This window comes from Marinobacter sp., assembly GCF_039977835.1.
Lineage (GTDB): Bacteria > Pseudomonadota > Gammaproteobacteria > Pseudomonadales > Oleiphilaceae > Marinobacter.
In genome coordinates, this window is record NZ_JBDWCL010000043.1 from 12406 (window position 1) to 35593 (window position 23188).

Annotated in this window: 22 protein-coding genes and 1 other RNA gene; 20 read left to right on the top strand and 3 right to left on the bottom strand. The window is 57.9% G+C overall.

Annotation, left to right across the window (positions count from 1 at the left end; translation table 11 throughout):
• Positions 1 to 242 precede the first annotated feature (242 nt).
• The 5 genes from petA to ABJM11_RS12205 all read left to right on the top strand — a co-directional run bounded on the left by petA (position 243) and on the right by ABJM11_RS12205 (position 4040).
• On the top strand, positions 243 to 839 hold the full coding sequence (gene petA / locus ABJM11_RS12185; RefSeq protein ID WP_348296758.1) for a ubiquinol-cytochrome c reductase iron-sulfur subunit: 597 nt from the start codon (positions 243 to 245) through the stop codon (positions 837 to 839).
• The gene (locus tag ABJM11_RS12190) at positions 839 to 2071 is read left to right on the top strand and encodes a cytochrome bc complex cytochrome b subunit (protein ID WP_348296759.1); all 1233 of its coding nucleotides are present in this window, start codon (positions 839 to 841) and stop codon (positions 2069 to 2071) included. The genes petA and ABJM11_RS12190 overlap by 1 nt, the downstream gene beginning before the upstream one ends.
• Positions 2071 to 2826: a cytochrome c1 gene (locus tag ABJM11_RS12195; protein ID WP_348296760.1), complete on the top strand. Its 756-nt coding sequence runs from the start codon at positions 2071 to 2073 to the stop codon at positions 2824 to 2826. Before ABJM11_RS12190 ends, ABJM11_RS12195 begins: the two co-directional genes overlap by 1 nt.
• A gap of 108 nt (positions 2827 to 2934) precedes the next feature.
• Positions 2935 to 3564 (top strand): glutathione S-transferase N-terminal domain-containing protein, encoded by a 630-nt coding sequence (locus ABJM11_RS12200; RefSeq protein ID WP_027831043.1) that lies wholly within the window; start codon positions 2935 to 2937, stop codon positions 3562 to 3564.
• A 56-nt stretch (positions 3565 to 3620) separates the two neighbouring features.
• Positions 3621 to 4040, top strand: a complete 420-nt coding sequence (locus ABJM11_RS12205; RefSeq protein WP_348296792.1) for a ClpXP protease specificity-enhancing factor — start codon at positions 3621 to 3623, stop codon at positions 4038 to 4040.
• Between the two features lie 68 nt (positions 4041 to 4108).
• Here ABJM11_RS12205 and ABJM11_RS12210 read toward each other — a convergent pair whose 3' ends face one another.
• From ABJM11_RS12210 to ABJM11_RS12220, 3 genes are read right to left on the bottom strand one after another with little or no spacing between them, the layout of a single operon-like run.
• A complete protein-coding gene (locus tag ABJM11_RS12210) occupies positions 4109 to 4699 on the bottom strand; it encodes an SIS domain-containing protein (protein WP_348296761.1) in 591 nt (196 codons plus the stop codon).
• 2 nt (positions 4700 to 4701) lie between these two features.
• Positions 4702 to 5076: a YraN family protein gene (locus ABJM11_RS12215; protein ID WP_348296762.1), complete on the bottom strand. Its 375-nt coding sequence runs from the start codon at positions 5074 to 5076 to the stop codon at positions 4702 to 4704.
• A gap of 15 nt (positions 5077 to 5091) precedes the next feature.
• Positions 5092 to 7098, bottom strand: coding sequence for a penicillin-binding protein activator (locus tag ABJM11_RS12220; RefSeq protein ID WP_348296763.1), 2007 nt, complete (start codon positions 7096 to 7098; stop codon positions 5092 to 5094).
• A 50-nt stretch (positions 7099 to 7148) separates the two neighbouring features.
• On the opposite strand from ABJM11_RS12220, the gene rsmI reads away from it, so the two are divergent.
• From rsmI to ABJM11_RS12295, 15 genes are all read left to right on the top strand, one after another.
• Positions 7149 to 8015 (top strand): 16S rRNA (cytidine(1402)-2'-O)-methyltransferase, encoded by an 867-nt coding sequence (rsmI, locus tag ABJM11_RS12225; RefSeq protein ID WP_348296764.1) that lies wholly within the window; start codon positions 7149 to 7151, stop codon positions 8013 to 8015.
• A gap of 63 nt (positions 8016 to 8078) precedes the next feature.
• An RNA gene (gene rnpB, locus ABJM11_RS12230) (RNase P RNA component class A) lies at positions 8079 to 8440 on the top strand.
• A 304-nt stretch (positions 8441 to 8744) separates the two neighbouring features.
• Entirely contained in the window at positions 8745 to 9197 is a 453-nt protein-coding gene (mraZ, locus tag ABJM11_RS12235; RefSeq protein ID WP_348296765.1) for a division/cell wall cluster transcriptional repressor MraZ, read from the top strand.
• Positions 9194 to 10153: a 16S rRNA (cytosine(1402)-N(4))-methyltransferase RsmH gene (gene rsmH / locus ABJM11_RS12240; RefSeq protein ID WP_348296766.1), complete on the top strand. Its 960-nt coding sequence runs from the start codon at positions 9194 to 9196 to the stop codon at positions 10151 to 10153. The genes mraZ and rsmH overlap by 4 nt, the downstream gene beginning before the upstream one ends.
• 33 nt (positions 10154 to 10186) lie before the next feature.
• Positions 10187 to 10594: a cell division protein FtsL gene (ftsL, locus tag ABJM11_RS12245; RefSeq protein ID WP_348296767.1), complete on the top strand. Its 408-nt coding sequence runs from the start codon at positions 10187 to 10189 to the stop codon at positions 10592 to 10594.
• 30 nt (positions 10595 to 10624) lie between these two features.
• Positions 10625 to 12364, top strand: coding sequence for a penicillin-binding protein 2 (locus ABJM11_RS12250; RefSeq protein ID WP_348296768.1), 1740 nt, complete (start codon positions 10625 to 10627; stop codon positions 12362 to 12364).
• 4 nt (positions 12365 to 12368) lie between these two features.
• Entirely contained in the window at positions 12369 to 13853 is a 1485-nt protein-coding gene (locus tag ABJM11_RS12255) for a UDP-N-acetylmuramoyl-L-alanyl-D-glutamate--2,6-diaminopimelate ligase (protein WP_348296769.1), read from the top strand.
• Positions 13850 to 15241 carry a UDP-N-acetylmuramoyl-tripeptide--D-alanyl-D-alanine ligase gene (gene murF, locus ABJM11_RS12260; RefSeq protein WP_348296770.1) on the top strand — a complete coding sequence of 464 codons (1392 nt, stop codon included), beginning with the start codon at positions 13850 to 13852 and terminating at the stop codon, positions 15239 to 15241. The genes ABJM11_RS12255 and murF overlap by 4 nt, the downstream gene beginning before the upstream one ends.
• Positions 15226 to 16311, top strand: a complete 1086-nt coding sequence (gene mraY / locus ABJM11_RS12265; RefSeq protein ID WP_348296771.1) for a phospho-N-acetylmuramoyl-pentapeptide-transferase — start codon at positions 15226 to 15228, stop codon at positions 16309 to 16311. The genes murF and mraY overlap by 16 nt, the downstream gene beginning before the upstream one ends.
• Before the next feature lie 14 nt (positions 16312 to 16325).
• The gene (gene murD, locus ABJM11_RS12270) at positions 16326 to 17666 is read left to right on the top strand and encodes a UDP-N-acetylmuramoyl-L-alanine--D-glutamate ligase (protein ID WP_348296772.1); all 1341 of its coding nucleotides are present in this window, start codon (positions 16326 to 16328) and stop codon (positions 17664 to 17666) included.
• On the top strand, positions 17666 to 18868 hold the full coding sequence (ftsW, locus tag ABJM11_RS12275) for a putative lipid II flippase FtsW (RefSeq protein ID WP_348296773.1): 1203 nt from the start codon (positions 17666 to 17668) through the stop codon (positions 18866 to 18868). The genes murD and ftsW overlap by 1 nt, the downstream gene beginning before the upstream one ends.
• On the top strand, positions 18861 to 19946 hold the full coding sequence (gene murG / locus ABJM11_RS12280) for an undecaprenyldiphospho-muramoylpentapeptide beta-N-acetylglucosaminyltransferase (protein WP_348296774.1): 1086 nt from the start codon (positions 18861 to 18863) through the stop codon (positions 19944 to 19946). The genes ftsW and murG overlap by 8 nt, the downstream gene beginning before the upstream one ends.
• On the top strand, positions 19939 to 21384 hold the full coding sequence (gene murC, locus ABJM11_RS12285) for a UDP-N-acetylmuramate--L-alanine ligase (protein WP_348296775.1): 1446 nt from the start codon (positions 19939 to 19941) through the stop codon (positions 21382 to 21384). Before murG ends, murC begins: the two co-directional genes overlap by 8 nt.
• Positions 21377 to 22351: a D-alanine--D-alanine ligase gene (locus ABJM11_RS12290; RefSeq protein ID WP_348296776.1), complete on the top strand. Its 975-nt coding sequence runs from the start codon at positions 21377 to 21379 to the stop codon at positions 22349 to 22351. Before murC ends, ABJM11_RS12290 begins: the two co-directional genes overlap by 8 nt.
• Complete coding sequence (locus tag ABJM11_RS12295) at positions 22344 to 23183, top strand: cell division protein FtsQ/DivIB (protein ID WP_348296777.1); 840 nt, start codon at positions 22344 to 22346, stop codon at positions 23181 to 23183. Before ABJM11_RS12290 ends, ABJM11_RS12295 begins: the two co-directional genes overlap by 8 nt.
• Positions 23184 to 23188 lie beyond the last annotated feature (5 nt).

The window sequence follows — 23188 nt, forward strand, 5'->3', positions numbered from 1 at the left end:
TTTCTGGAGAAGAAGACCCGAAGAACCCGGTCCATTGGCCGGGTTTTTTTGTGGGCCTGAAAACCAATTATCAATTTGATCCGGAACAGGTAATGCTCCGGCCCGGGACCTTTCCGACTTGTAAGGGCAGGGTAATTTCATTACCATTTGAGCGCTTATATTTTTGGGTTGTGAGAAGTCCTTTTCGATGTGCAGTTTTCCTTTAAACGGGGCTGCATGTCGCCTGATGGGAGAGAACCATAATGAGTAATGGCGACGTGAGCCAAGGCAGGCGCCGGTTTCTGATCGGTGCCACGTCTGTGGTGGGGGGTGTCGGCGTCGTCGGTGCGGCCGTGCCTTTCGTAGCATCCTGGAATCCCAGTGCCAAAGCGGAAGCGGCCGGTGCACCGGTAACCGTCAATATCAGTAAACTGGAGCCTGGTCAGCAGATGACCGTTGAGTGGCGCGGCAAGCCGGTGTGGGTCATACGACGAACCGAGGCCATGAATGAGAACATTCTTGAGCTGAACGACGTGGTGAAGGATCCGCTTTCGAAGGAAGCCGATCAACCTGCCTACATTGACGGTGAGCTTCGTGCTATCAAGGATGAGTACGCGGTCGTTGTCGGGATTTGCACACACCTGGGTTGTTCTCCCCAGTTCCGGCCCGAAGTGGCTCCCGCTGATCTTGGGGAAGACTGGCTTGGGGGATTCTACTGCGCTTGCCACGGCTCAAAGTACGACCTGGCCGGTCGTGTCTTCCCGAATCAGCCGGCACCCACTAACCTGGAGGTGCCTCCCTATCGCTATGACGACGAGAACACCTTGACCGTCGGTCTGGATCCTGAGGGGGCAGCGTAATGAACAAGTTAGTAAATTGGGTTGACGAGCGTCTTCCGATTGTTGAAGCGTGGAACAAACACCTGGGCAAGTACTACGCGCCCAAAAACTTCAACATGTGGTATTTCTTCGGCTCGCTGGCCATGCTGGTGCTGGTTAATCAGCTGATCACCGGTATCTGGCTGACCATGAGTTATAACCCTTCCGCTGAAGGTGCCTTCGCGTCGGTCGAATACATAATGCGGGACGTGGAATGGGGCTGGCTGCTCCGTTATCTGCACTCCACAGGGGCTTCCGCTTTCTTCGTGGTTGTTTACCTCCACATGTTCCGTGGCCTGATGTATGGTTCATACCAGAAGCCCCGCGAGCTGATCTGGATTTTCGGCATGCTGATCTACCTGGTGCTGATGGCGGAAGCCTTCATGGGCTACCTGCTGCCATGGGGGCAGATGTCATACTGGGGCGCTCAGGTCATCGTGAATCTTTTTGGTGCCATTCCTGTTATTGGTGACGACCTTTCGCTGTGGATTCGTGGTGATTACCTGATTTCCGGCATTACCCTGAACCGATTCTTCGCATTGCACGTTGTTGCCTTACCGATTGTCCTTCTCGGGCTCGTAGTGCTGCATATCCTGGCGTTGCACGAAGTGGGTTCCAACAATCCCGATGGTATCGACATCAAGAAAAACAAGGACGAAAACGGTGTGCCTAAAGACGGCATTCCTTTCCACCCTTATTACACCGTTCATGATCTCATGGGTGTTGGTGTTTTCTTCTTTATCTTCTTTATCGTGGTGTTCTTCTTCCCGGAGATGGGCGGCCTGTTCCTTGAGAAGCCGAATTTTGAACCGGCAAACGCGCTCAAGACGCCCGATCACATAGCGCCAGTGTGGTACTTCACACCCTTCTACGCGATGCTGCGTGCGGTCACCGTTGACCTCTTCGGTCTGGATGCAAAATTCTGGGGCGTCGTCGTCATGGGTGGAGCCATCGCCATACTGTTTGTGCTGCCCTGGCTTGACAAGAGCCCGGTGCGGTCCATGCGGTACAAGGGGTGGCTCAGCAAAATTGCCCTGGCGATTTTTGCGGTGAGCTTCGTCATCCTGGGGTATCTCGGTATTGTTCCGGCAACAGCGGGGCGTACGACCGTTGCGCAGATTCTGACAACGTTCTACTTCCTCTACTTTATCCTCATGCCGTTCTACACACGCATGGAGAAAACAAAGCCAGTTCCAGAGAGGGTGACAGGATAATGAGAAAGCTGATAGTTGGTCTTTTCATAGCGATCCTGCCGGCTCTCGGGCTGGCAGCCGGGCCATCCGTTGAACTGGATACGATGGAGCCGGACCACACCAACAAAGAGTCACTCCAGCGCGGTGCGGCCCTGTTCACCAACTACTGCATGGGGTGCCACTCCATGGAGTACGCTCGCTACAAGCGGGTGTCGGAAGACCTGGATATTCCTCAGGAGCTGTATGAGGAGAACCTTATCTTCACCGGCGCGAAAATCGGCGAGCTGATGAAGAACTCCATGAACAAGGACATGGCGGCCGACTGGTTTGGCGCGCCGCCACCGGACCTGACACTGGAGTCCCGTCTTCGCGGCGAGGACTGGATCTATTCGTACCTGCGCGGCTTCTACAAGGATGATACCCGGCCATTAGGCGTGAACAATGTTGTCTTCGACAACGTTGGTATGCCCCATGTTATGGCAGACCTGCAGGGCCTGTGTGCTGTCGAGCCGCGAATTGGTGAAGGTGCAAGCGTTGATCCGCTCAGTGGTGATGTCCGCAACGCCGATACCTGCCCGGAGTGGGAAACCGAGGGATCCATGTCGCCGGCAGAGTTCAACAGTGCCATGTACGACCTGACCAATTTCATGTCCTACATGGGCGATCCGGTTAAGGTTGAGCGTGAAAGGCTTGGTATGTTTGCCCTGATCTTTGTGGCAATCTTCTTTATCTTTGCCTACCTGCTTAATCGCGAATACTGGAAGGACGTACACTGAGATTTCAGGTATAATCCTTATCCCTGAGTTCCAGCGGGCAATTGCCGGCCCGCTGGATTTTTGCGTTTTTCAGGGTCAATTCGGTTAGTCAAATCGTGAGGTAGTTCTATGGGCGTTGTGACCAAGCGGTCATCAATGACGTTTTTCTCGGACCCGGCCAGTCATTACAGCCACAGAGTCCGCATTGTGCTGGCAGAAAAGGGCGTAACAGTAGACGTCGTGAATGTTGATCCGGATAACCCTCCCGGAGAGCTGGCCGATCTGAATCCTTACAATGCCCTTCCCACCCTGGTGGATCGTGACCTTGTGCTCTACGAGCCAAATATCATGATGGAGTACCTGGACGAGCGGTTCCCGCACCCGCCATTGCTTCCGGTATATCCTGTGGCGCGGGCGAACAGCCGGCTGATGATTCATCGCATCCAGAAAGACTGGTGTGGGCTGGTGGATCAGATTCTTGCCCAGCCAAATGCCAAGGCTTCGGATGCCGCGCGCAAGGAGCTTCGCGAAAGTCTGCTGGCGACTGCACCGTTATTCGGTGAAATGCCGTTTTTCCTGTCGGAAGAGTTCACTATCGTGGACTGTTGCATTGCGCCGATTCTCTGGCGTTTGCCGTCGCTGGGAATTGAACTCAATGAAAAGCAGGCAAAACCGCTTCAGAAGTATATGGACAGCATTTTCAGTCGCGAAGGGTTCAAGGCGAGCCTCTCGGATCTGGAAGAAGATATTCGTAGTTGATTTGCAGAGCCTGAAACCGGTTCAGGAGAAAGGCAGTGCCTGATAGCAAGATAACCATGACATCGAGCCGTCCCTACCTTGTCAGGGCGTTCAATGAGTGGATTCTCGATAACGACTGCACCCCCTATATCGTGGTCGATGCCGGGGTCCAGGGCGTGCAGGTCCCTACTGAACACGTCGCAAACGGGCAGATCGTGCTCAACATCAGCCCCGGGGCCGTTCGCGGTCTGGTGATCGGTAACGGTGCGCTGGAGTTCAGCGCCCGCTTCGGTGGCGTGCCTATGCAGGTGTTCATACCTCTGCAGGCGGTTATGGCGGTCTATGCCAAGGAAAACGGCGAGGGTATGGTTTTTGGCAGTGAGCCTGGCTCGCCGGATCCGGAAGGCCCGGAAGGCAAACATGGAGATAATGCTGGCGACAATGGACAGAACGGAGATCGGCCCAGTGGCCGGCCAACCCTCAAGGTGGTGAAATAACCCCTCGTCATTCCGGAAAGTGTTGTCAGCCCGAAAAAGCCAATGGTTAGAACCCGTTGGCTTTTTTCTTATCCGCCGAAAAGTTTTTCGTCAATCAGCCCACACAGAGCGTTGATGATCACCAGCATGATAGGCGTTGCGGCAGTTGGTGAAAGGTTATCGAGCGCAATCTCATGATCTTCGGGATGCAATAGCGATGTAATGTCGGTCTTTTCCTTGGCGCTCAGTACCACAACGTTCATCTCCCTGTCGTGGGCGGCCTGAATGGCCTGTATCAGATTGGCCTTGTGGCCGTCATCCACGAAGACCATTAGCAGGTCGTTGGCTTTGCCAATGGCCCGTACCTGTCTGGAAAACGTGTCATTGAAACGGTTGTCGCGGCAGATGGCAGAATAGGTGGTTGCGTCTGCACCCAGGTTAATCGCCGGCAGTGCCGGGCGATCCTGCTCAAACCGATTTAGCAGCGCGGTACAAAAGTACTGGGCAAGGATGTTGGCGTTACCATTGGCGCAGGTAATAATTTTGCCGTCACTGAGCAGGGTGCCGACGAGGGCGTCCGAGGCTCTTTCTATGCCGGGTGCTGTGGAGCTGGCTGCGTGTGCGGTGTGCTCCATGTGGTTGGCGAACCACTGATTTATCTGTTGCTCGGTATCCGTCATAATCAGGCCTGAATGGCATTTTTGATCCATTGTATCCGGTATTTTGTGCTTTTGCCCGGTGCGATCGCAACCACATCGATGCGACTAGAGGCATTCCACAGGCCATGTTTGTGGAGATAGAACGAGGCCGCTCTGATCAGTCGTTTCTGTTTCGTGGGGGTGATCGACTCTGCTGCCCCGGCCAGGCTGCCGCCTCCCCGGAAGCGAACTTCAAAAAACACCAGTGTTTCCTCATCGAAGCCGATCAGGTCGATCTCGCCGCCCCGGCTGAAAACGTTTCGCTCAAGGATATTAACGCCACGGCTCATAAGGTAACGAGCGGCGACACCTTCTGCGTGATTACCGGTGGATTTTCTTGTTTGCTGAGCGCCATCCATGGCGGGGACCTGTGTTTACTGTTCCTGTAGGGGGAGTTCGTTTGTTTCCCGCGTTTCTGTCGTCCCGGACTCTTCAAGTGGTGGCAGGCTTTCTGGCGTTCCGTTACGGAAGCGTGCCCACAGTTGTTCCCGGTGGATGCTACCCTGGGGGGTCATGGCCAGCTGTCCGGTCTGGCCGTCGAGGGTTGCTCCTTCAACGTGCTGAAGTAGCGGCAGACGTTTGCTCAGATTCCAGGCGTCCGCGCCCATGGCGAAGAGGCGCCCAAGCTGGCCTCTTATATCCGGCATGGCCTCTTTTACAATACTGCGAAACGGATTGTTTTCTTTCAGTATCCATGGCGTGTCGGTAAAAATAACCCCATTCAGGTCGCGGTCCCGGGATGGATCCGGGTTGCCCTCATAGACCATCGAGGGAGAATATACTGGCAGATCGCCCCCAAAATAGAAGGCGAATAACGGTTTGAACTGTCTGGCAATCCTGGGCTCGGCAACCATGACGATGCCGTCTGCATCCTGGCGACGCCGGGGTTCGAACTCCACGTCGATGCCAGCCGTGCGCTCAACGTCGATGGCCCGGTCTCGGGAGACGGTAATTCCCAGCAAATCGGCCGTCACTGCCCGAAGATTGTCTTCAGGGTAGTACCGCTCTATGTCCAGCGCCGCGCCGTCGTTCTGTTCCAGACGCTGAAGCAGGGCGTTCTCGAGTCTGTCGCCCCACTCCCCGGCGGGGATCAGTGCCAGAATCTGGTCGATGCCTTCGGTCGTCATGCGGTCAGCGATCTGCCGCGCCTCGTCCTCTGCAGAAAGGCCGAACTGATAAAGCCCGGACGGCGCTTCGGTATCTGACGGCAAATAGTTCAGCCCAAGTACCGGAACCGGCAAAGCGTCCATCTCGGCCAGTGATGCCAGCGCGTCTTTTTCCAGCGGGCCGACGATCAGGTCCTGGTTCTCATTGGCCAGCTCCTTGTAAAGCTGGGTGAAGGAGCTGCCAGAGGTATCTACAACCCGGACGCTGATTTTTTCCCGGTCCGCTGAGTCGTCTTCATAATAGGCGGCAAAGAATCCGTCGCGGATGGCGGCGCCGGCGCTGGCGAGAGGGCCGCTTAGTGGGACTGCCAGAGTAATGCGTTCGGGGCGGTTTTCGGCGAGACTGGCAATGAGCTGCAGCTCTGCCGGTGGTGTGGAGGCAGCGGGGTGGTCCGGCCAGTTATTCTGCCACTTACGGATCATCCTGCCCTGTTCTTCCAGATTGGCACCTGGCTCTCTGAGAATGCCTGCCAGCTCAAGCCAGCCCTGGGCCTCGTAGCCAATGGCTCGTCCTTCCTTGTCCGCCAGTTCGGTGTTGGATGTCTGTTTCAGGTTCTGCCAGATAGCGTCGTGGAGAGCCTGGACGTCAGCGTTGGCGTCGGCCTCTGCAAGCAGGATCAGAGTGACAGCTGCTGCCAGGTTGTCGCCGGCAAGCCGATAGGTCTGCTCCTGCAGCTTTGCGGCGCGGTCAATCAGGTTTCGCTCATAATTTAGAAAGTGGTCTGGTGTAATTGTCGCCGCGATTTCTTCTGCCCACGGGGCATCCTCGAGAGCGGTTGCGCTTGCCATGGACAGAAGCAGTTGCTGGTTTGCCGTCTCCTGATCGGCTGCGTCAAACTGTTCACTCTGCAGAAGAGTTCTGGCGTCCCGGTGCTGATTCTGGTTCTGGAATCTGTCTGCTGCCCGCAACAGGTAGGACTGTGACTCTTTGCGGTCTCCCACGCTACCAGCAATATCAAGCGCTTTACCGGCGCTGGTGGCGACGTGGGAGTCGAGGTTCACGCTGGCGCAACCCGCAAACAACAGTACCATCGCCATAAAGAGGGCGGTGATTCTCAGGTTCAGGCGATATCTGGTCATGGCTGGCTCACAATACTCCGGGTTATTACGCTTGTGGCGCCGGGTAATCGGCGGCATCATGCCGGAAGCCCGAGTCCGGCCGGGCTTCCCGTAAAGGGTTTGCTTTATCAGGCCCGCAAGTTTAACAGCTCCCACGTGAATTCACATGACGTTGGTGTCATACGCAGGAGTAAAGAGAGGTGTTCGTGAACTCGGAGAATGACCAGCCAGAGAAATCTGGCACACTTTACATCGTGGCCACTCCCATCGGTAATCTGGATGACCTGTCTCCCAGGGCCGCCTCCATTTTATCACGGGTTTCCATAATCGCTGCGGAGGACACCAGGCACAGTGGCCGACTTCTACAGCACCTGGGAATTCGCAAGCCTATGATGGCGCTGCACGATCATAATGAACGGGACAAGGCCGTTCAGATTCTGGACAGGCTTGCGGCCTCCGAGGATGTTGCCTTGATCTCCGATGCCGGAACACCACTGATTTCTGACCCGGGGTATGTGCTGGTACGAGAAGCTCGTGCTCGTGGTTTTCGGGTCACTCCTGTACCCGGGGCCTGTGCTCTTGTCTCGGCATTAAGCGCGGCCGGCTTGCCAACTGACCGGTTCTTGTTCGCTGGTTTTCTGCCCGCCAGGCAGGGCGCCCGGAAAGCAGCCCTGGAGCGCCTTGCCAGGGAGCCCGCAACCCTCGTGTTCTATGAGTCCCCCCACCGGATTGTCGACACGGTCAGGGAGATTGAGCGGGTTATGGGGAGTCAGCGTGAGCTGGTGCTGGCCCGGGAGCTTACCAAGGCGTTCGAGACTTTCTATGCAGGAGGGGCCGGTCCGGTAGCCGATGCCCTTGAGGCCGACCCTCATGGTAGCCGCGGTGAATTCGTGGTCATGGTTCACGGGGCCAGTGATGCCGAGGTTGCTGTAGGTTCGGTTGAGGTAGACCGTGTACTGGGGGTCCTGCTGCAGGAGCTGCCGGTTAAGAAAGCGGCAAAGCTGGCGGCAGAGTTGACTGGTAGCTCCAAGAACGAACTCTACCAGCGTGCGCTGGAGCTGAAAGCGGAATAGTCCGTGCCATGATGTTGTTCGTTTTCCCTTGCCTGACATCGTGAGCTGGAGTATGGTCTCGCCCGAGCTCGCCAGACAGTCGCCGCCGGTTTTTCCGGGGGAGGAAAGTCCGGGCTCCACAGGGCAAGGTGCCAGGTAACGCCTGGGCGGCGCGAGCCGACGGAAAGTGCAACAGAAAGTATACCGCCTAAGTGGTCGTGACACGTTCACGGTCGCCGGTAAGGGTGAAACGGTGCGGTAAGAGCGCACCGCGTGACTGGCAACAGTTCACGGCGATGGTAAACCCCACCTGGAGCAAGACCAAATAGGAATCCTATGGCGCGGCCCGCGCTGGATTCGGGTAGGTCGCTTGAGGCCTGTGGCGACGCAGGCCCTAGATGAATGACTGTCCCAGACAGAACCCGGCTTACCGGCGAGCTCATTTTCTTTTCTGCTTTATGTGACATCTGTCATTCTCACCAGCGTGCTTTTATAGCCAAAAAATCTTAGAGCTCACTTGTCATCTTCACTTCTGTCTGCAGGTGATTGATTTTTGGGTTTTTCTTATCCGTAATCTCCAGGTTGATGCCAGTCTTGTTCTGTAACCTCTTGTCATAAAAGGAACTTTCCCGGGTGTGGCGCTGTTCGCGGCGCTTGCATTGTGTATTGCGTGTTTCTATAGTGTGCACAAGTGGGAAAAAGTGGTTTCTTGTGGTTATTTGTGGTTTCTGAACCCCGGAATTGGTGCAAATGAGCAATTTTCTTGGCAGTCATGCCATCAATATGGATGCGAAGGGTCGTCTTGCGATCCCCGCCAGAGTGCGTGAAGAGCTCGCGCATGCCTGTGGTGGCCGCATTGTATTGACGGCCAACGCCGACGAAGAGCGCTGCCTTTTAGTGTATCCGGAGCCGCAATGGGAAGTTCTGAGGCCGCAAATTGAAGCACTCCCCAACATGAACAAGGCTGCGCGCAGGCTGCAGCGCCTGTTATTGGGGCACGCTACGCCACTGGAGCTGGACTCTGCCGGCCGAATCCTGGTGCCGCCTACGTTGCGTAGTTATGCACGCCTCGAGAAGAAGCTGATGTTGATAGGTCAGGGCAAGAAACTGGAGCTCTGGAGTGAAGAGCGCTGGTTCGCATGGCTCGACGAGTCGTCGGATGAAGAAGAAATGCCGCCTGAAATGGAGGCGTTGTCGCTATGACCCCCGGCCGCCGTCAGGAGCCGGCCGGGGAGTACCGGCATCGCTCTGTGCTCCTGGACTCGGCGGTCGATCTGCTGGTCAGCGATCCGGATGGCGTCTATATCGACGGCACCTTCGGTCGAGGTGGGCACAGCCGTCTGATTCTCGGCCAGCTTGGGCAGGGCGGAAAACTGTTGGGTATCGACAAGGATCCGGAGGCTATTCGGGTGGCCCGCGATCTGGCACTTGAGGATTCGCGTTTTCAGCCATATCACGGCTCATTTGCTGAACTTGGTGCGGCTGCTGATGCCCAGGGATGGATGAAGGTTAATGGCGTATTGCTGGATCTTGGTGTTTCATCCCCGCAGCTGGATGACGCTACCCGGGGATTCAGCTTCATGCGGGATGGTCCGCTGGATATGAGGATGGATCCGGGGCAGGCGCCGAGTGCGGCGCAGTGGCTGGCCGAGGCGGACGAAAAAGACATCGCCTACGTGATCTGGCGATACGGTGAGGAACGGTTCTCCCGCCGTATCGCCCGTCTCGTTGTGGAGCGTCGTAAAGAGGCGCCAATCGAGACCACGCATCAACTGGCTTCACTGGTTAGTGAGGCGGTTCCAAAAAAGGAAAAGCACAAGCATCCGGCGACCCGGACGTTTCAGGCGATCCGGATTTTTATAAACCGGGAGCTGGAAGATCTGGAGGCAGGGCTCAGTGCTGCCGTTGAAAAGCTGATGCCCGGCGGAAGGCTGGTGGTCATCAGTTTTCACTCTCTGGAGGATCGGCTGGTGAAGCGTTTCATGCGGGACCTTGCTCGCGGCCCGAGGTTGCCGAAAGGTGTTCCGGTAACGGCGGAGGAGGAAGCCTCGGCATTCCGGCTGATCGGTAAGGCGAACAAGGCGGATTCGGAAGAAGTCAGTGACAACGTGCGAGCGAGGAGCGCGGTTATGCGTGTTCTCGAACGGATATCGGAATAACACAAGCAAAAACACAGGTAGGGAGCGCGGACCATGGGCGCGGTAGCCATTGAAAGGCCGACAAGAACAGCACGACTCAACAAGCAGCGGGTCAGAGATGGTGTGGCTACGGCGGTCAGGCTGTCGCAGCAGGTATTCAGTGCGCTTCAGCAGAGACGTGTACTGATATCCATGGGGTTGGTGATGCTTCTGGTGATTTCATCACTGGGTGTTGTCGTCAGCGCCCATGAAAACAGGGAACTGTTCAACACCCTGTCGCAGTTGCAGGAGCAGCGTGATAACTACCAGCGCGAGTGGAGCCAGTTGCTACTGGAACAGAGTGCATTGAGTGCGCATGGTCGGGTTGAGCAGTTAGCTTCCGAACGGTTCGGCATGGTCGTGCCGGGTAAACAGGACATCGTCCTGGTGCCATTGATAGCGCCTCTCGTCGGGGCGCGATAAACGAATATAACAAACCGTAAGGTGAAGGCATTGTCCGATCAGGGAAAGACAGCATCATGGGGCCAGCGACTGGCTGCCGGGCTCGGAGCCTGGCGGTATGGCACTGTGCTGGGTGTGTTTCTTCTGGTAGTGGGTGCCCTGGCGTGGCGCCTGGTTGACCTGCACGTAGTGGATAACGAGTTCCTGCGAAAGCAGGGTGATGTAAGGACTATAAGGGTCGAAAGTATCGATGCCCATCGGGGTGTTGTGACAGATCGCCATGGTGAGTCGCTGGCTGTCAGCACACCGGTTCAGACCATCTGGGCGAATCCGTCGGAGACCGATCCGGACGAGCCCGCGTTGACCAACGTTGCGCGCTTGCTGGGTATTAATGAAGCCCGGCTCCGGGAGCGGCTTCGGAAGTATGCAGAGCGTGAGTTTGTCTACCTGCGCCGCAAACTTCAGCCAGAGATCGCAAGGCAGGTTCTCGCCATGGGAATTCCCGGGTTGTATAGCCGTCAGGAATACCGTCGCTATTACCCGGCCGGAGAGGTGACTTCCCATGTCGTGGGCTTCACCAATATTGATGAAAGTGGCCAGGAAGGTATCGAGCTGGCCTACAACGAGTGGCTGAGCGGTGAAAGCGGACGAAAGCGGGTGCTCAAGGACAATCGTGGGCGTGTCATCAAGGATCTGACGCTGATCCGTGATGCCAGGCCCGGGCGCAATCTTGAGCTCAGTATCGATTTGCGATTGCAATACCTGGCTTACCGCGAACTCAAAGCTGTGGTGGGTGCTCATGATGCCCGCGGCGGCACACTGGTGATGCTGGATGTGGACACCGGTGAAGTTCTGGCGATGGTGAATCAGGGATCTTACAACCCGAATGATCGCACCCAGCTCAGCCCTGACCGTTTGCGGAACAAGGCGATAACCGACCTGTTTGAGCCCGGGTCGACCATGAAACCTGTGTCCATGGCGGCTGCCCTGGAATCGGGCAAATTCAAGGCGTCCAGCACAATAGACACGGCGCCGGGGTATCGGCGTTTTGGTCGTTTTACGATCCGTGATCACCGGAACTATGGCGTGATCAGCCTGACAGATGTGATTGCAAAATCCAGCAACGTCGGTATCAGCAAGATTGCCACTGAGTTGGGTGGCGACACCATACGGGATCTTTACGCTCGCCTCGGCCTGGGCCAGCCCACCGGGATCGGTTTCCCCGGTGAGGCCGTTGGTGTGCTTCCGGCCCCACCGAAGTGGCGTCCGGTTGAAGAGGCGACCCTGTCCTATGGCTATGGTATGAGCGTCAACGCTCTTCAGTTGGCTCAGGCCTACATGGTGCTGGCCAATGGGGGCATCCGCTATCCGTTAAGTCTTCTGAAAGTGGAGGAACGCCCTGTCGGGGAACGAGTTCTTTCTGAGCAAGTCTCATTTCAGGTCAGGGAAATGTTGCGTGAGGTGGTGGAAAACGGCACCGGGAAACGAGCTCAGCCCGGTTTTTATTCTGCCGGGGGCAAAACCGGAACCGTTCACCTGGTTGGCAAGGGTGGATATGAAGATAGCCAGTACAAGGCGATATTCGCAGGGATGGCTCCGATCGACAATCCGAGAATTGTCACAGTGGTGGCTGTGGATGCGCCCCAGTCCGGAGAATATTACGGTGGCGAAGTGGCGGCACCGGTATTCGCCCGGGTGATGGGTGACGCGTTACGGCTGCTGAATGTAAAGCCGGAACTGGAGCTGGGCGGGGCGAAAGAGCTGCGCGGGGCTTCCGGGGAGCGGGGTTAGGGTTATGTGTATTACATCACTCAGCACATTGTTGCAGGGAATTGCGCCGGTGCCATCGGTGTTTGATGTCACTATCCACGGCCTGAAAACCGACAGCCGCGAAGTCAGGTCGGGTGATGCCTTTGTTGCACTGGCCGGAGCCCGAACGCCCGCGGACCACTATATTGAACATGCTATCCGTGCGGGGGCCACCGTTGTCCTGCTGGAAGTGATGCAGGCGGATGAGTGCCATGAGCATGAAGGGGCGCTGATCGTGCCTGTGACGGATTTGCGAGCCCGGCTGGGAAAAATCGCGGACCGGTTCTTCGAGCACCCGTCCCAGCGATTACGCCTGATAGGCGTGACCGGCACCAATGGCAAAACCTCCGTGAGTCATTACGTCGCCACTCTTTTGCAGGAGACCGGTACCCCGTGCGGTGTTATCGGTACGGTTGGTTATGGCATGCCCGGTGCGTTGCAGCAGGGCTCCCATACCACACCGGATGTTGTGGAGATAAATCACGTACTGTCGCGGATTCTTGCGCAGGGGGGGCGTGCGGCGGCAATGGAAGTGTCGTCCCACGCTCTTGATCAGGGGCGTATCGATAACCTGACCATGACCGGGGCGGTTTTCACTAACCTTACCAGGGACCACCTGGACTACCACGGTTCCATGGAGGCCTATGGCGCTGCGAAGGCCCGCCTGTTCGAACGGGAAGAGTTGCATTTTGCCGTCGTCAATTTTGATGATCCGTTCGGATGGCAGCTTTATGAGCAGCTTGAGGGCAAGTGCGACCGCGTGCGTTACAGCCTGCACGAGGCCCAGACCGAACTGTGGTTGACGGAGTTCTCGCCCTCGATCGACGGATTTACGGCCCGTGTTGATGGGCTATGGGGGCAGTTGGAAATTTCCGCTCCGGTACTGGGTAGCTTTAACGTCAGCAACGTTCTGGCTGCGATGGCGGCAGTTCTCAGCCTCGGTGTGCCTGTTGAAAGAGTTCAGCGCGCCATCGAGAGGTTGTCGCCACCGCCCGGTCGACTGGAATCGTTCGCCGGTGGTAACGGTGTGCGCGTGGTTGTGGACTATGCCCATACGCCGGATGCCCTGAACAGCGCGCTTGCGGCCTTGCGCCCTCATGTGAGTGGTCGGTTATTCTGCGTTTTTGGATGCGGGGGAGACCGCGACACCGGCAAGCGCCCTGAGATGGCCCGCGAAGCTGAACAAGCAGCGGACGTGGTGATCGTGACGGATGACAACCCCCGCAGCGAGGACCCTGGCACCATCACCGCCGACATAGTCGCTGGTTTTAGCCATCCGGAACAGGTAGCCGTTATTCACGACCGCGCCGAGGCTATCCGACAGGCCATTCACCTCGCGGTGGCGGGTGATATTGTGTTGATAGCGGGTAAGGGGCATGAGGCCTGGCAGGAAATGGCTGGGCAGCGCATTCCGTTCAGCGATGCCGAGCAGGTTCGGCACGCACTGGCATTGAACGGAGGTGTCGCATGATGCAGGCCTTCGCTTTGACCGACGTCCTGGCCTGGCTGGGTGGTACGGCCACCCGAGCCAGCCTGGAAGGGCTGATGTTCCGTGGCGTCTCCACAGACACGCGCAAAATTGCGAAAGGTGATCTGTTTGTGGCGCTGCGAGGTGAGAACTTTGACGGCCATGACTACCTGGAAGTTGCTGAACAGGCAGGTGCCGTAGCTGCGGTGGTCGACACCGCCTATCCGGACCTGGCCCTTCCACAGATCCTGGTGCCTGACACGATTGAAGCACTGGCAAAACTGGCAGCAGGTAACCGTAACGCCAGCCGGGCACGGTTTGTGGCTATCACCGGGAGCAGTGGCAAAACCACGGTGCGGGAAATGGTCGCTGCGATTCTGTCCCGCGTCGGTAGCACTCTGGCCACCGAAGGCAATCTCAACAATCACATCGGTGTCCCCCTGACCCTGTTCCGGCTGGCCCCTGAACACGAATATGGCGCGATCGAGCTGGGTGCCAGCGGGCTGAATGAAATTTCCCACACCGTCAACATTGTACGCCCGGATGTGTCGATCCTGACCAATGCGGGGCAGGCTCATCTGGAAGGCTTCGGCAGCTATGAAAACATCGTACTTGCCAAGGGTGAAATTATTGACGGCGTCACCGAAGCCGGCCTTGTTGTGCTTAATCGGGATGACCCTGCATTCGATCAATGGAAACGGCGAGCCGGTGAACGGCGGGTTGTTGGTATCAGCAGACACGCCAGCGCCGGAGGCGACTACTTTTCCGAAAGTACCCATGATGACGAAACTTCGCTGGCCTTTCGCGCTTGCGGCCCTGCGGGCTGGACCTGTGACGTGAGCCTGCCATTGCACGGTGAGCACAACATTACCAATGCATTGCTGGCGATTGCCGCCACACGGGAGCTGGGCGCCAGTGATGAGGCTGTTCAGCTGGGGCTGGCGTCGGTTCAGGCGGTCAAGGGGCGGCTGCAGATTCTTGAGCTGTCGCCCCGGTTAACCGTCATTGATGACAGCTATAACGCCAATCCGGCTTCGATTAAAGCAGCGCTCGGCGTGTTGGCGGCGCGCCAAGCCAGTCGTGTTGCGGTTCTGGGAGCCATGGCGGAGCTGGGGCCGGACAGTCTCGCGCTGCATCGGGACATTGGGGAGTTTGCCAGGGCCGTGGGTATCGAACGCCTGCTTGTCGTGGGCGATGGTTGTGAGGGATATGTTGACGGGTTCGGGGATGCCGCCGAGGTGTGTACGACCCATGAGGACGCGGTGCGTCGTCTGTTCGAGGGGCCTGCCGATTCGCAGACGGTACTGGTCAAGGGTTCTCGCAGTTCCGCCATGGATCGTGTGGTGGAGGGAATTAAAGAAAAGGTGGGTAACACATGCTGCTCTGGCTGACAGAGGCTCTTTCACAATATTTTTCCGCGCTCACGGTTTTCCAGTACCTGACCGTCCGGGGCATTTTCGGTGTGCTGACGGCATTGCTGATTTCCCTGCTCATTGGGCCGTTCATGATTCGCAAGCTAAGTCAGTACCAGATCGGTCAAGCGGTACGTGACGACGGCCCACAGACGCATCTGAGTAAAGCCGGGACCCCGACCATGGGTGGGGCTTTGATCCTGGTGGCAGTGGGAGTCAGCTCATTGCTGTGGGCTGATCTGAGCAACAGGTATGTCTGGGTCGCGATTCTGGTAACCCTGTTCTTCGGAGCCATTGGCTGGGTGGATGATTATCGCAAGGTAGTGGAGCGCAACCCCCGTGGCCTGCCGGCCCGCTGGAAGTACTTCTGGCAGTCCGTGATTGGTGCCACGGCGGCTTTTGCATTGTTCATGAGCTCCTCGCTGCCTCAGGAAACATCGCTGTATGTACCGTTCCTGAAGAATGTGTCGCTGACCCTGGGCCCGGTGCTGTTCATACTGCTGAGTTATTTCGTGATTGTTGGCAGCAGTAACGCGGTGAACCTCACCGATGGCCTTGATGGTCTCGCGATCATGCCGACGGTTATGGTCGCGGCGGCTCTGGGCATCTTTGCCTATGTCTCCGGCCATGCCCAGTTCGCGGATTACCTCCTGATCCCCCACCTGCCGGGCACAGGTGAGCTGATTGTTTTTTGTGGCGCGCTGGTGGGTGCCGGGCTGGGTTTCCTGTGGTTCAACACCTATCCCGCCCAGGTCTTCATGGGCGATGTGGGAGCACTGGCCCTGGGCGCCGCCCTGGGCGTGGTGGCCGTGATTGTGAGGCAGGAGATAGTGCTTTTCATCATGGGCGGTGTGTTCGTGATGGAAACCATCTCGGTGATTCTGCAGGTGGCGTCTTTCAGGCTGACCGGCCGGCGGATATTCCGCATGGCGCCCCTGCATCATCATTTTGAATTGAAAGGTTGGCCTGAGCCACGGGTTATCGTGCGCTTCTGGGTCATTACCGTTGTACTTGTACTGGTTGGCCTGGCCAGCCTGAAACTCAGATAGGGAAGCAGAACACCATGGGTGTCATCGTTTCGGATCGTCGTACGCTGGTGGTAGGGCTCGGTAAAACCGGGCTTTCCTGCGTGCGCTATCTGTGCGAACAAGGCCGCGAGGTTGCCGTGGCCGACAGCCGCCCTGCGCCTCCCGGCCTTGAGGAACTCTCGACCGGTTGGCCAGAGCTGCCCGTGTATCTGGGGGATTTTGATCCGGATGTGTTCGCCGGTTTCAATGAGCTGGTGGTCAGCCCTGGTATCAGCATCGCCGAGCCCGCTATTCGACATGCGGCAGAACAGGGCGCAACCATCCGTGGTGATATTGACCTTTTCGCTGAGGCAGCAGACGCGCCGATTGTTGCCATTACCGGCTCAAATGGCAAAACCACCGTGACCACCCTGGTGGGAGAAATGGCCCGGGCGGCCGGCCGCAACGTGGAGGTGGGTGGCAATATTGGCACCCCCGCGCTGGACCTGCTTGGCCGCGGCGCGGACCTTTACGTGCTCGAATTATCCAGTTTCCAGCTGGAGACAACCCGCGAGCTCAACGCACTGGCAGCCACCGTTCTCAATGTCAGCGACGACCATATGGATCGGTACCCGACCAAGATGGCCTATTTCCAGGCCAAGCAGCGGATTTTCAACGGCTGCAAGAATGCGGTGGTGAATCTCGACGATGCCCTGAGCACGCCGATGGCACGGGACAGTCTCCGGTTCCTGTGCTTCGGTTTTCATCGCGTTAACCCGGATACCTTCAGTACACGTGAGGACGACGAGGGAACCTGGATCACCTTTGGTTTCGATAACCTCTTGCTGGCCGATGAGCTGGGTCTGATGGGGAGCCACAACATCAGTAATGTGATGGCAGCTCTGGCTCTGGGGCATGCCGCAGGGTTACCGATGGATGTCATGCTGGGGACGGTCCGGAACTTCAGGGGGTTGCCGCACCGGTGTGAGTTCGTCCGGCGGGTTGGCGAGGTGGATTACATCAATGATTCGAAGGGCACCAATGTCGGCGCCACCGTCGCGGCGATCGAAAGCCTGATGCCGGCGAACGGAAAAGTGGTTCTTATCGCTGGGGGCGAGGGCAAAGGGGCCGACTTTTCGCTGCTGGCGGAGCCGGTCGCGACACGTTGCAGGGCTGCAGTATTGATGGGGGCCGACGCAGGGCTTATAGCATCTGCCCTTGGCAATGAGGCCGAGATTGTAATGGCAGCCACTATGGAGGACGCCGTTCGCAAAGCTGCTGATCTGGCCGAACCCGGCGACCGGGTGCTGTTGTCGCCAGCCTGCGCCAGCTTTGATATGTTCCGCGATTACATCGATCGCGGTGACAGTTTTCGCAAACAGGTGGAGGGGCTGTGATGCACGCTGAGCTGTCGCGCCCCGATTATCAAGGCCTTTTCCGCGATCTGCGCCCGCTGCCGTTGCTGGTTATCAGTGCGGCGGCGTTGCTGGTGATGGGGATTGTGATGATTTCATCCGCTTCCATGGATATGGCAGCGGAAACCATGGGCAACAGTTATCACTACGTGATCCGGCAGTTGATTTTTGCCGGCATCGGCTGTGTGTTCGCCCTGATTGCAGTGAATGTGCCGATCTCCTGGTGGGAGCGCAGTGGGTGGCTTTTGTTGGGAATCGGGCTGTTGTCACTGTTGTTAGTGTTGACGCCACTGGGCCGCACGGTTAACGGCTCCACCCGCTGGATCTCTTTCGGCCTGTTCAATGTGCAGGTGTCCGAAATCGCGAAATTGTGTCTGATCGCCTACCTGGCGGGATACGTGGTGCGTCGAAGGGAAGAACTGCTGAATACCTGGTCAGGATTCCTGAAACCACTCGGTGTTCTTGGAATTGCCTCCGTTCTTCTGGTTATCGAGCCCGATTTCGGGGCCACCGTTGTACTTGTGGCTGCCGCAGCCGGCATGATTTTCCTGAGCGGGGTTCGCCTGAGCCGGTTCATGCCGCTGATTGGCGTTCTGATAGTGATGGGCGCCATCCTTGTATTTACCCAGCCCTACCGTTTGAAGCGGGTTGTCAGCTACCTCGACCCCTGGAAAGACCAGTTTGATACCGGCTACCAGCTTACCCAGTCGCTGATTGCCTTTGGTCGCGGCGAATGGGCCGGCACGGGGCTCGGCAATTCGGTGCAGAAACTGTTCTACCTGCCCGAAGCCCATACTGATTTTATCTTTGCCATCATCGCCGAAGAGTTCGGACTACTGGGTTCACTTATTGTGCTTGGCCTCTTCACCATTCTGGTGGTCACGGGGTTCGTGATCGCCAGAAGGGCAGAAAAGGCCGGGATGCCGTTCGCAGCGTGCTTCTCCTACGGCATCACACTGCTGATAGGTTTGCAGGCCAGTATCAATATGTCGGTCAGCACCGGGCTGCTGCCTACCAAGGGGCTGACGTTGCCTCTGGTGAGCTACGGCGGCTCAAGCCTGATGATTACAGCGGTCTGTATCGGCGTGTTGGCGCGGGTAGAAATGGAACGGCTCGACCGTGAAAGAGTCGCCAGCGAGAAGACGCGCAAACCGGCAGCCAGGGGAGGTGCGGTTTATGACTGATAAGCGGCGCTTTCTGATGATGGCCGGGGGAACGGGCGGGCATGTGTTTCCCGCCCTGGCCACCGCAAGAAATCTACAGGAAAAAGGTCACGAGGTGTTCTGGCTTGGCTCCAGAGGGGGCATGGAAGAGCGTTTGATTGGTGAAACTGACATACCGCTGTCGTTGATCCGGATTTCAGGGTTGCGGGGCAAGGGCCGGCTGGCTCTCGCGCTGGCCCCCTTCCGGTTGATGCGGGCATTGGGGCAGGCGTTTATGGTGGTCCGGGGCCTCCGGCCCCATTGCGTCATCGGCATGGGTGGGTTTGTCACCGGTCCGGGTGGTGTTGCTGCCTGGCTGACAAAAGCGCCGCTGGTGATTCACGAACAGAATGCGATTGCCGGTATGACGAACCGGATTCTCGTGCGTTTCGCAACCACTGTGCTGGAAGCATTTCCCGGCAGTTTCGGTGCGGATGTGGTAACGCGCTGTACCGGCAACCCGGTAAGGCAGGACCTGGCTGCACTTCCTGAGCCGGAGCAGCGGCTGGCCGGTCGCGCCGGGGCGCTCCGGTTGCTGGTGGTGGGAGGAAGCCTCGGTGCCCAGGTCTTCAACAGCACCTTGCCTGCGGCACTGGCGAAGATGGCCAGCGCCGAGCGGCCGACGGTTCGCCACCAGTGTGGCGAAAAGAATGCAGACGAAGCCCACCAGGCCTACGAGGAACATGGCGTGGAAGCGTCTGTGGAACCCTTTATCAAAGACATGGCTGAGGCCTATGGCTGGGCGGATATAGTGCTGTGCCGGGCCGGGGCTCTGACGGTGTCTGAACTTTGTGTGGCCGGCATCGGCGCGGTCCTGGTGCCGTTTCCCCATGCCGTGGATGACCATCAGACCAAAAACGCGCAGCAAATGGTTAATACCAAAGCCGCAATCCTGATTCCGCAGCCCAAGCTGTCGGCGGATCTGTTAGCCGAAACCCTGACGGATCTGGCAAAAGACCGCGGCCGGATTATTGAAATGGCGAAGGCCGCGAAAAGCCTGGCCCGCCCTGATGCAACGGAGAGAGTCGTGAATTACTGTCTGGAGGCTGCCAATGGCTGAGCCCACTAATCCCCCGCTGGTCTATCAGGTGCCCGAGATGCGCCGTATCCGCAACATCCACTTTGTTGGGATAGGCGGTGCCGGCATGAGCGGTATTGCCGAAGTGTTGAAGAACCAGGGTTATGAAGTCTCCGGTTCGGACATTCGTGAAGGTGCGGTTACCGACCGGCTGACAGCGATGGGTATCGAGGTGTTCATTGGGCATCGTGAGCAGAACAGTGCTTCGGCGGATGTCGTGGTGGTGTCCTCGGCGGTGGGCGGTGACAACCCGGAAGTGACTGCGGCTCGTAGTCGTCGGGTGCCCATCGTGCCCCGCGCGGAGATGCTGGCGGAGATCATGCGTTACCGCCATGGTATTGCGGTAGCCGGTACTCATGGCAAAACCACCACCACCAGTCTGATCGCCTCAATACTGGGAGAAGCCGGCCTTGATCCCACGTTCGTGATTGGCGGCAAACTCAACAGTGCCGGCACGAATGCCCAGTTGGGCGGCTCCCGTTACCTGGTGGCCGAGGCCGACGAGAGCGATGCCTCGTTCCTTCATCTGACGCCGGTTATCTCTGTTGTCACCAATATCGAAGCCGACCACATGGACACCTATGGGGGTGATGTCGGGCGGCTGAAGCAGACCTTTGTGGACTTTCTTCACAATCTGCCATTTTACGGCGTGGCCGTGATGTGCGTGGATGACGACTATGTGCAGGAGATCATTCCCAGGATTTCCCGCGCCATCATCACCTACGGCATCGACAACCCGGAGGCGGATTACCGTGCCGAGAACATCCAGTCGGACGGGCTCAGAACCCGTTTCGTTGTTCGTCGCCCCGGCGGGCGCAGTGATCTGGATGTGGAACTGAAAATGCCGGGGCGCCATAACGTCCTGAATGCCCTGGCATCGATTGCCGTGGCCACGGATGAAGGTGTGGAGGATGCTGCCATCTGTCGTGGCCTGGCGGGCTTTGCCGGTGTCGGTCGCCGGTTCCAGGTCTATGGCGACTACAAGACGCGCAAGGGCACCATCACGCTGATTGATGACTACGGCCATCACCCCACGGAAGTCGAGGCAGTTATTCGTGCCGCCCATGATGCCTGGCCTGACCGCCGGCTGGTGATGCTTTACCAGCCGCACCGCTACACCCGCACCCGGGATCTTTATGAGGATTTCGTGCGGGTGTTGTCGGAAGTGGACGGTTTGCTGCTGATGGAGGTTTATTCCGCAGGTGAGCCCGCCATTAACGGTGCCGACGGCCGCGCGCTTTGCCGCAGTATCCGTCAGCGCGGCAGTGTCGAGCCGGTGTTCGTGGAAGACAACAACGAGATTGAAACCCTGCTTGCCAACAATCTGCAGGACGGTGACCTGCTGATTACTCAGGGGGCGGGGGATATTGGTGGTGTCGCGGCTCGTCTTGCTGCGGCAGGAGTGATTGCAGATGAGTGAGTTGAACCGGGTGGACACTCAGGGTTACCAGGCTGATCCGGAATTGCTGAAAGCGTTCGGGCGCGTTGCCGTTTTTATGGGCGGGGACTCCGCCGAGCGTGAGGTTTCGCTGAAAAGCGGTCAGGCAGTGCTGTCGGCCCTGTTGTCGGCCGGCGTGGATGCCTACCCCGTGGATGTTCGCGGGTGTCTGCTTAAAGCCGTGGAAGATCCCCAGTTTGACCGTGTATTCATTGCACTGCACGGCCGCGGTGGAGAAGACGGCACTATTCAGGCAATCCTGTCCCAGGCGGGCATTCCCTACACCGGCAGCGAGCTGTTGGCCTCGGCACTGGCCATGGACAAGCTGCGCACCAAGTATGTTTTTGAGGGCTGCGGATTACCCACTCCGAAATTCCGCGCCATGGCCTCGGTGGATGACGCCGACAGTATTCTGCAGGCACTGAGGCTGCCGCTGAGTGTCAAGCCTTCGCGGGAAGGGTCCAGTATCGGCATTCGTAAGGTGGCCAGCCGAGAGGAGCTGGTTGAAGCCTATCAGCAGGCTGCGGTTCTGGACCCACTGGTACTGGTCGAAGAATGGGTGGAAGGCCCGGAGTTTACCGTCAGTCTGCTGCAGGATCAGCCACTGCCGGCCATCGGTCTGAGTACTGACCACGTGTTTTATGACTACGACGCCAAGTACCTGGCTGACGATACCCGTTATCAGATCCCCTGCGGGCTTGACCCGGACAGCGAGCTCGAGCTCCAGCATCTGGCCCTGGAGGCCTTCCGGGTGCTGGGCTGCCGAACCTGGGGACGGGTGGACATCATGCAGGACCGGGAGGGTGATTTCTGGTTGCTGGAAGTCAATACGGTGCCCGGCATGACTGATCACAGTCTGGTACCCATGTCGGCAAGAGCTGCGGGAATCAGTTTTGAGGAGTTGGTGGTGCGCATCCTGACTGACACGCTGGAGGCTGGCGATGCTTGAACGGCTACTGATCCGGAGTCGGGCGGTTCCGTCTGACCCACCCAGGCGCCGGGGAGCAACTTCCCTGGGCGCTGATCGGGACCGGTTTGGTTTGCTGAAGGCGGTATTGGCTGCTGCGCCCTGGGGCCAGGTATTGATGGGAGCCGCCATTGTGCTGTTGGCGGCATTGGTTCCCTGGGGGACAAGCCAGGTTCTTAACGCAATGGACCGCCAGGTGATGGCTATTGATGTCACCGGCACGCTGGTAGGTGAGAGCAGGACGTCACTGGAGCGCAGTGCCGGAAAATGGATTGGTCGTAGCTTTTTCGCTACTGATCTTTCCGAGATCAAGGACAGTCTGGAGCAGCGGCCCTGGGTAGAGTCCGCGGCAGTAAAGCGGGTATGGCCGGACCGGCTGCAGGTCGAGATACGTGAGAAAAAGCCGCTGGCCTACTGGAACAATGACCGGTTGGTAAGCCGCAATGGCGAGCTCTTCTCGCCAAATAACCCGGAGGTGGCAGGGAAACTGCCGCGGCTTGCCGGACCGGACGAACGGGTCAAGGAAGTGATCAGCATGGCAAGGCTTATGGCAGACACACTTACCGGCCACAACCTCGGGTTTGCTGGGTTGAGCCTGGAGCAACGGGGCGCCTGGACTCTGACCATGGCCAATGGCATTGAAGTGGTTCTTGGCAGGGACCAGGTGGAGGAGCGCTTTGAACGTTTTATCACGGTTTATCAGGAACGGCTGGCATCACGTTCAGACGAAGTCAGCCGGGTGGATGCCCGCTACAGCAACGGGGTGGCGGTTCAGTGGAAGTCGGTAGAGTCGGCTTCCCGGTCAAAATCATAGCAACG

Excerpts from the sequence above, each read along its gene's own strand:
- petA (WP_348296758.1), top strand. The coding sequence starts at position 243 with ATGAGTAATGGCGACGTGAGCCAAGGCAGGCGCCGGTTTCTGATCGGT.
- ABJM11_RS12190 (WP_348296759.1), top strand. The coding sequence starts at position 839 with ATGAACAAGTTAGTAAATTGGGTTGACGAGCGTCTTCCGATTGTTGAA.
- ABJM11_RS12195 (WP_348296760.1), top strand. The coding sequence starts at position 2,071 with ATGAGAAAGCTGATAGTTGGTCTTTTCATAGCGATCCTGCCGGCTCTC.
- ABJM11_RS12200 (WP_027831043.1), top strand. The coding sequence starts at position 2,935 with ATGGGCGTTGTGACCAAGCGGTCATCAATGACGTTTTTCTCGGACCCG.
- ABJM11_RS12205 (WP_348296792.1), top strand. The coding sequence starts at position 3,621 with ATGACATCGAGCCGTCCCTACCTTGTCAGGGCGTTCAATGAGTGGATT.
- ABJM11_RS12210 (WP_348296761.1), bottom strand. The coding sequence starts at position 4,699 with ATGACGGATACCGAGCAACAGATAAATCAGTGGTTCGCCAACCACATG.
- ABJM11_RS12215 (WP_348296762.1), bottom strand. The coding sequence starts at position 5,076 with ATGGATGGCGCTCAGCAAACAAGAAAATCCACCGGTAATCACGCAGAA.
- mraZ (WP_348296765.1), top strand. The coding sequence starts at position 8,745 with ATGAGCAATTTTCTTGGCAGTCATGCCATCAATATGGATGCGAAGGGT.
- rsmH (WP_348296766.1), top strand. The coding sequence starts at position 9,194 with ATGACCCCCGGCCGCCGTCAGGAGCCGGCCGGGGAGTACCGGCATCGC.
- ftsL (WP_348296767.1), top strand. The coding sequence starts at position 10,187 with ATGGGCGCGGTAGCCATTGAAAGGCCGACAAGAACAGCACGACTCAAC.
- ABJM11_RS12255 (WP_348296769.1), top strand. The coding sequence starts at position 12,369 with ATGTGTATTACATCACTCAGCACATTGTTGCAGGGAATTGCGCCGGTG.
- murF (WP_348296770.1), top strand. The coding sequence starts at position 13,850 with ATGATGCAGGCCTTCGCTTTGACCGACGTCCTGGCCTGGCTGGGTGGT.
- mraY (WP_348296771.1), top strand. The coding sequence starts at position 15,226 with ATGCTGCTCTGGCTGACAGAGGCTCTTTCACAATATTTTTCCGCGCTC.
- murD (WP_348296772.1), top strand. The coding sequence starts at position 16,326 with ATGGGTGTCATCGTTTCGGATCGTCGTACGCTGGTGGTAGGGCTCGGT.
- ftsW (WP_348296773.1), top strand. The coding sequence starts at position 17,666 with ATGCACGCTGAGCTGTCGCGCCCCGATTATCAAGGCCTTTTCCGCGAT.
- murG (WP_348296774.1), top strand. The coding sequence starts at position 18,861 with ATGACTGATAAGCGGCGCTTTCTGATGATGGCCGGGGGAACGGGCGGG.
- murC (WP_348296775.1), top strand. The coding sequence starts at position 19,939 with ATGGCTGAGCCCACTAATCCCCCGCTGGTCTATCAGGTGCCCGAGATG.
- ABJM11_RS12290 (WP_348296776.1), top strand. The coding sequence starts at position 21,377 with ATGAGTGAGTTGAACCGGGTGGACACTCAGGGTTACCAGGCTGATCCG.
- ABJM11_RS12295 (WP_348296777.1), top strand. The coding sequence starts at position 22,344 with ATGCTTGAACGGCTACTGATCCGGAGTCGGGCGGTTCCGTCTGACCCA.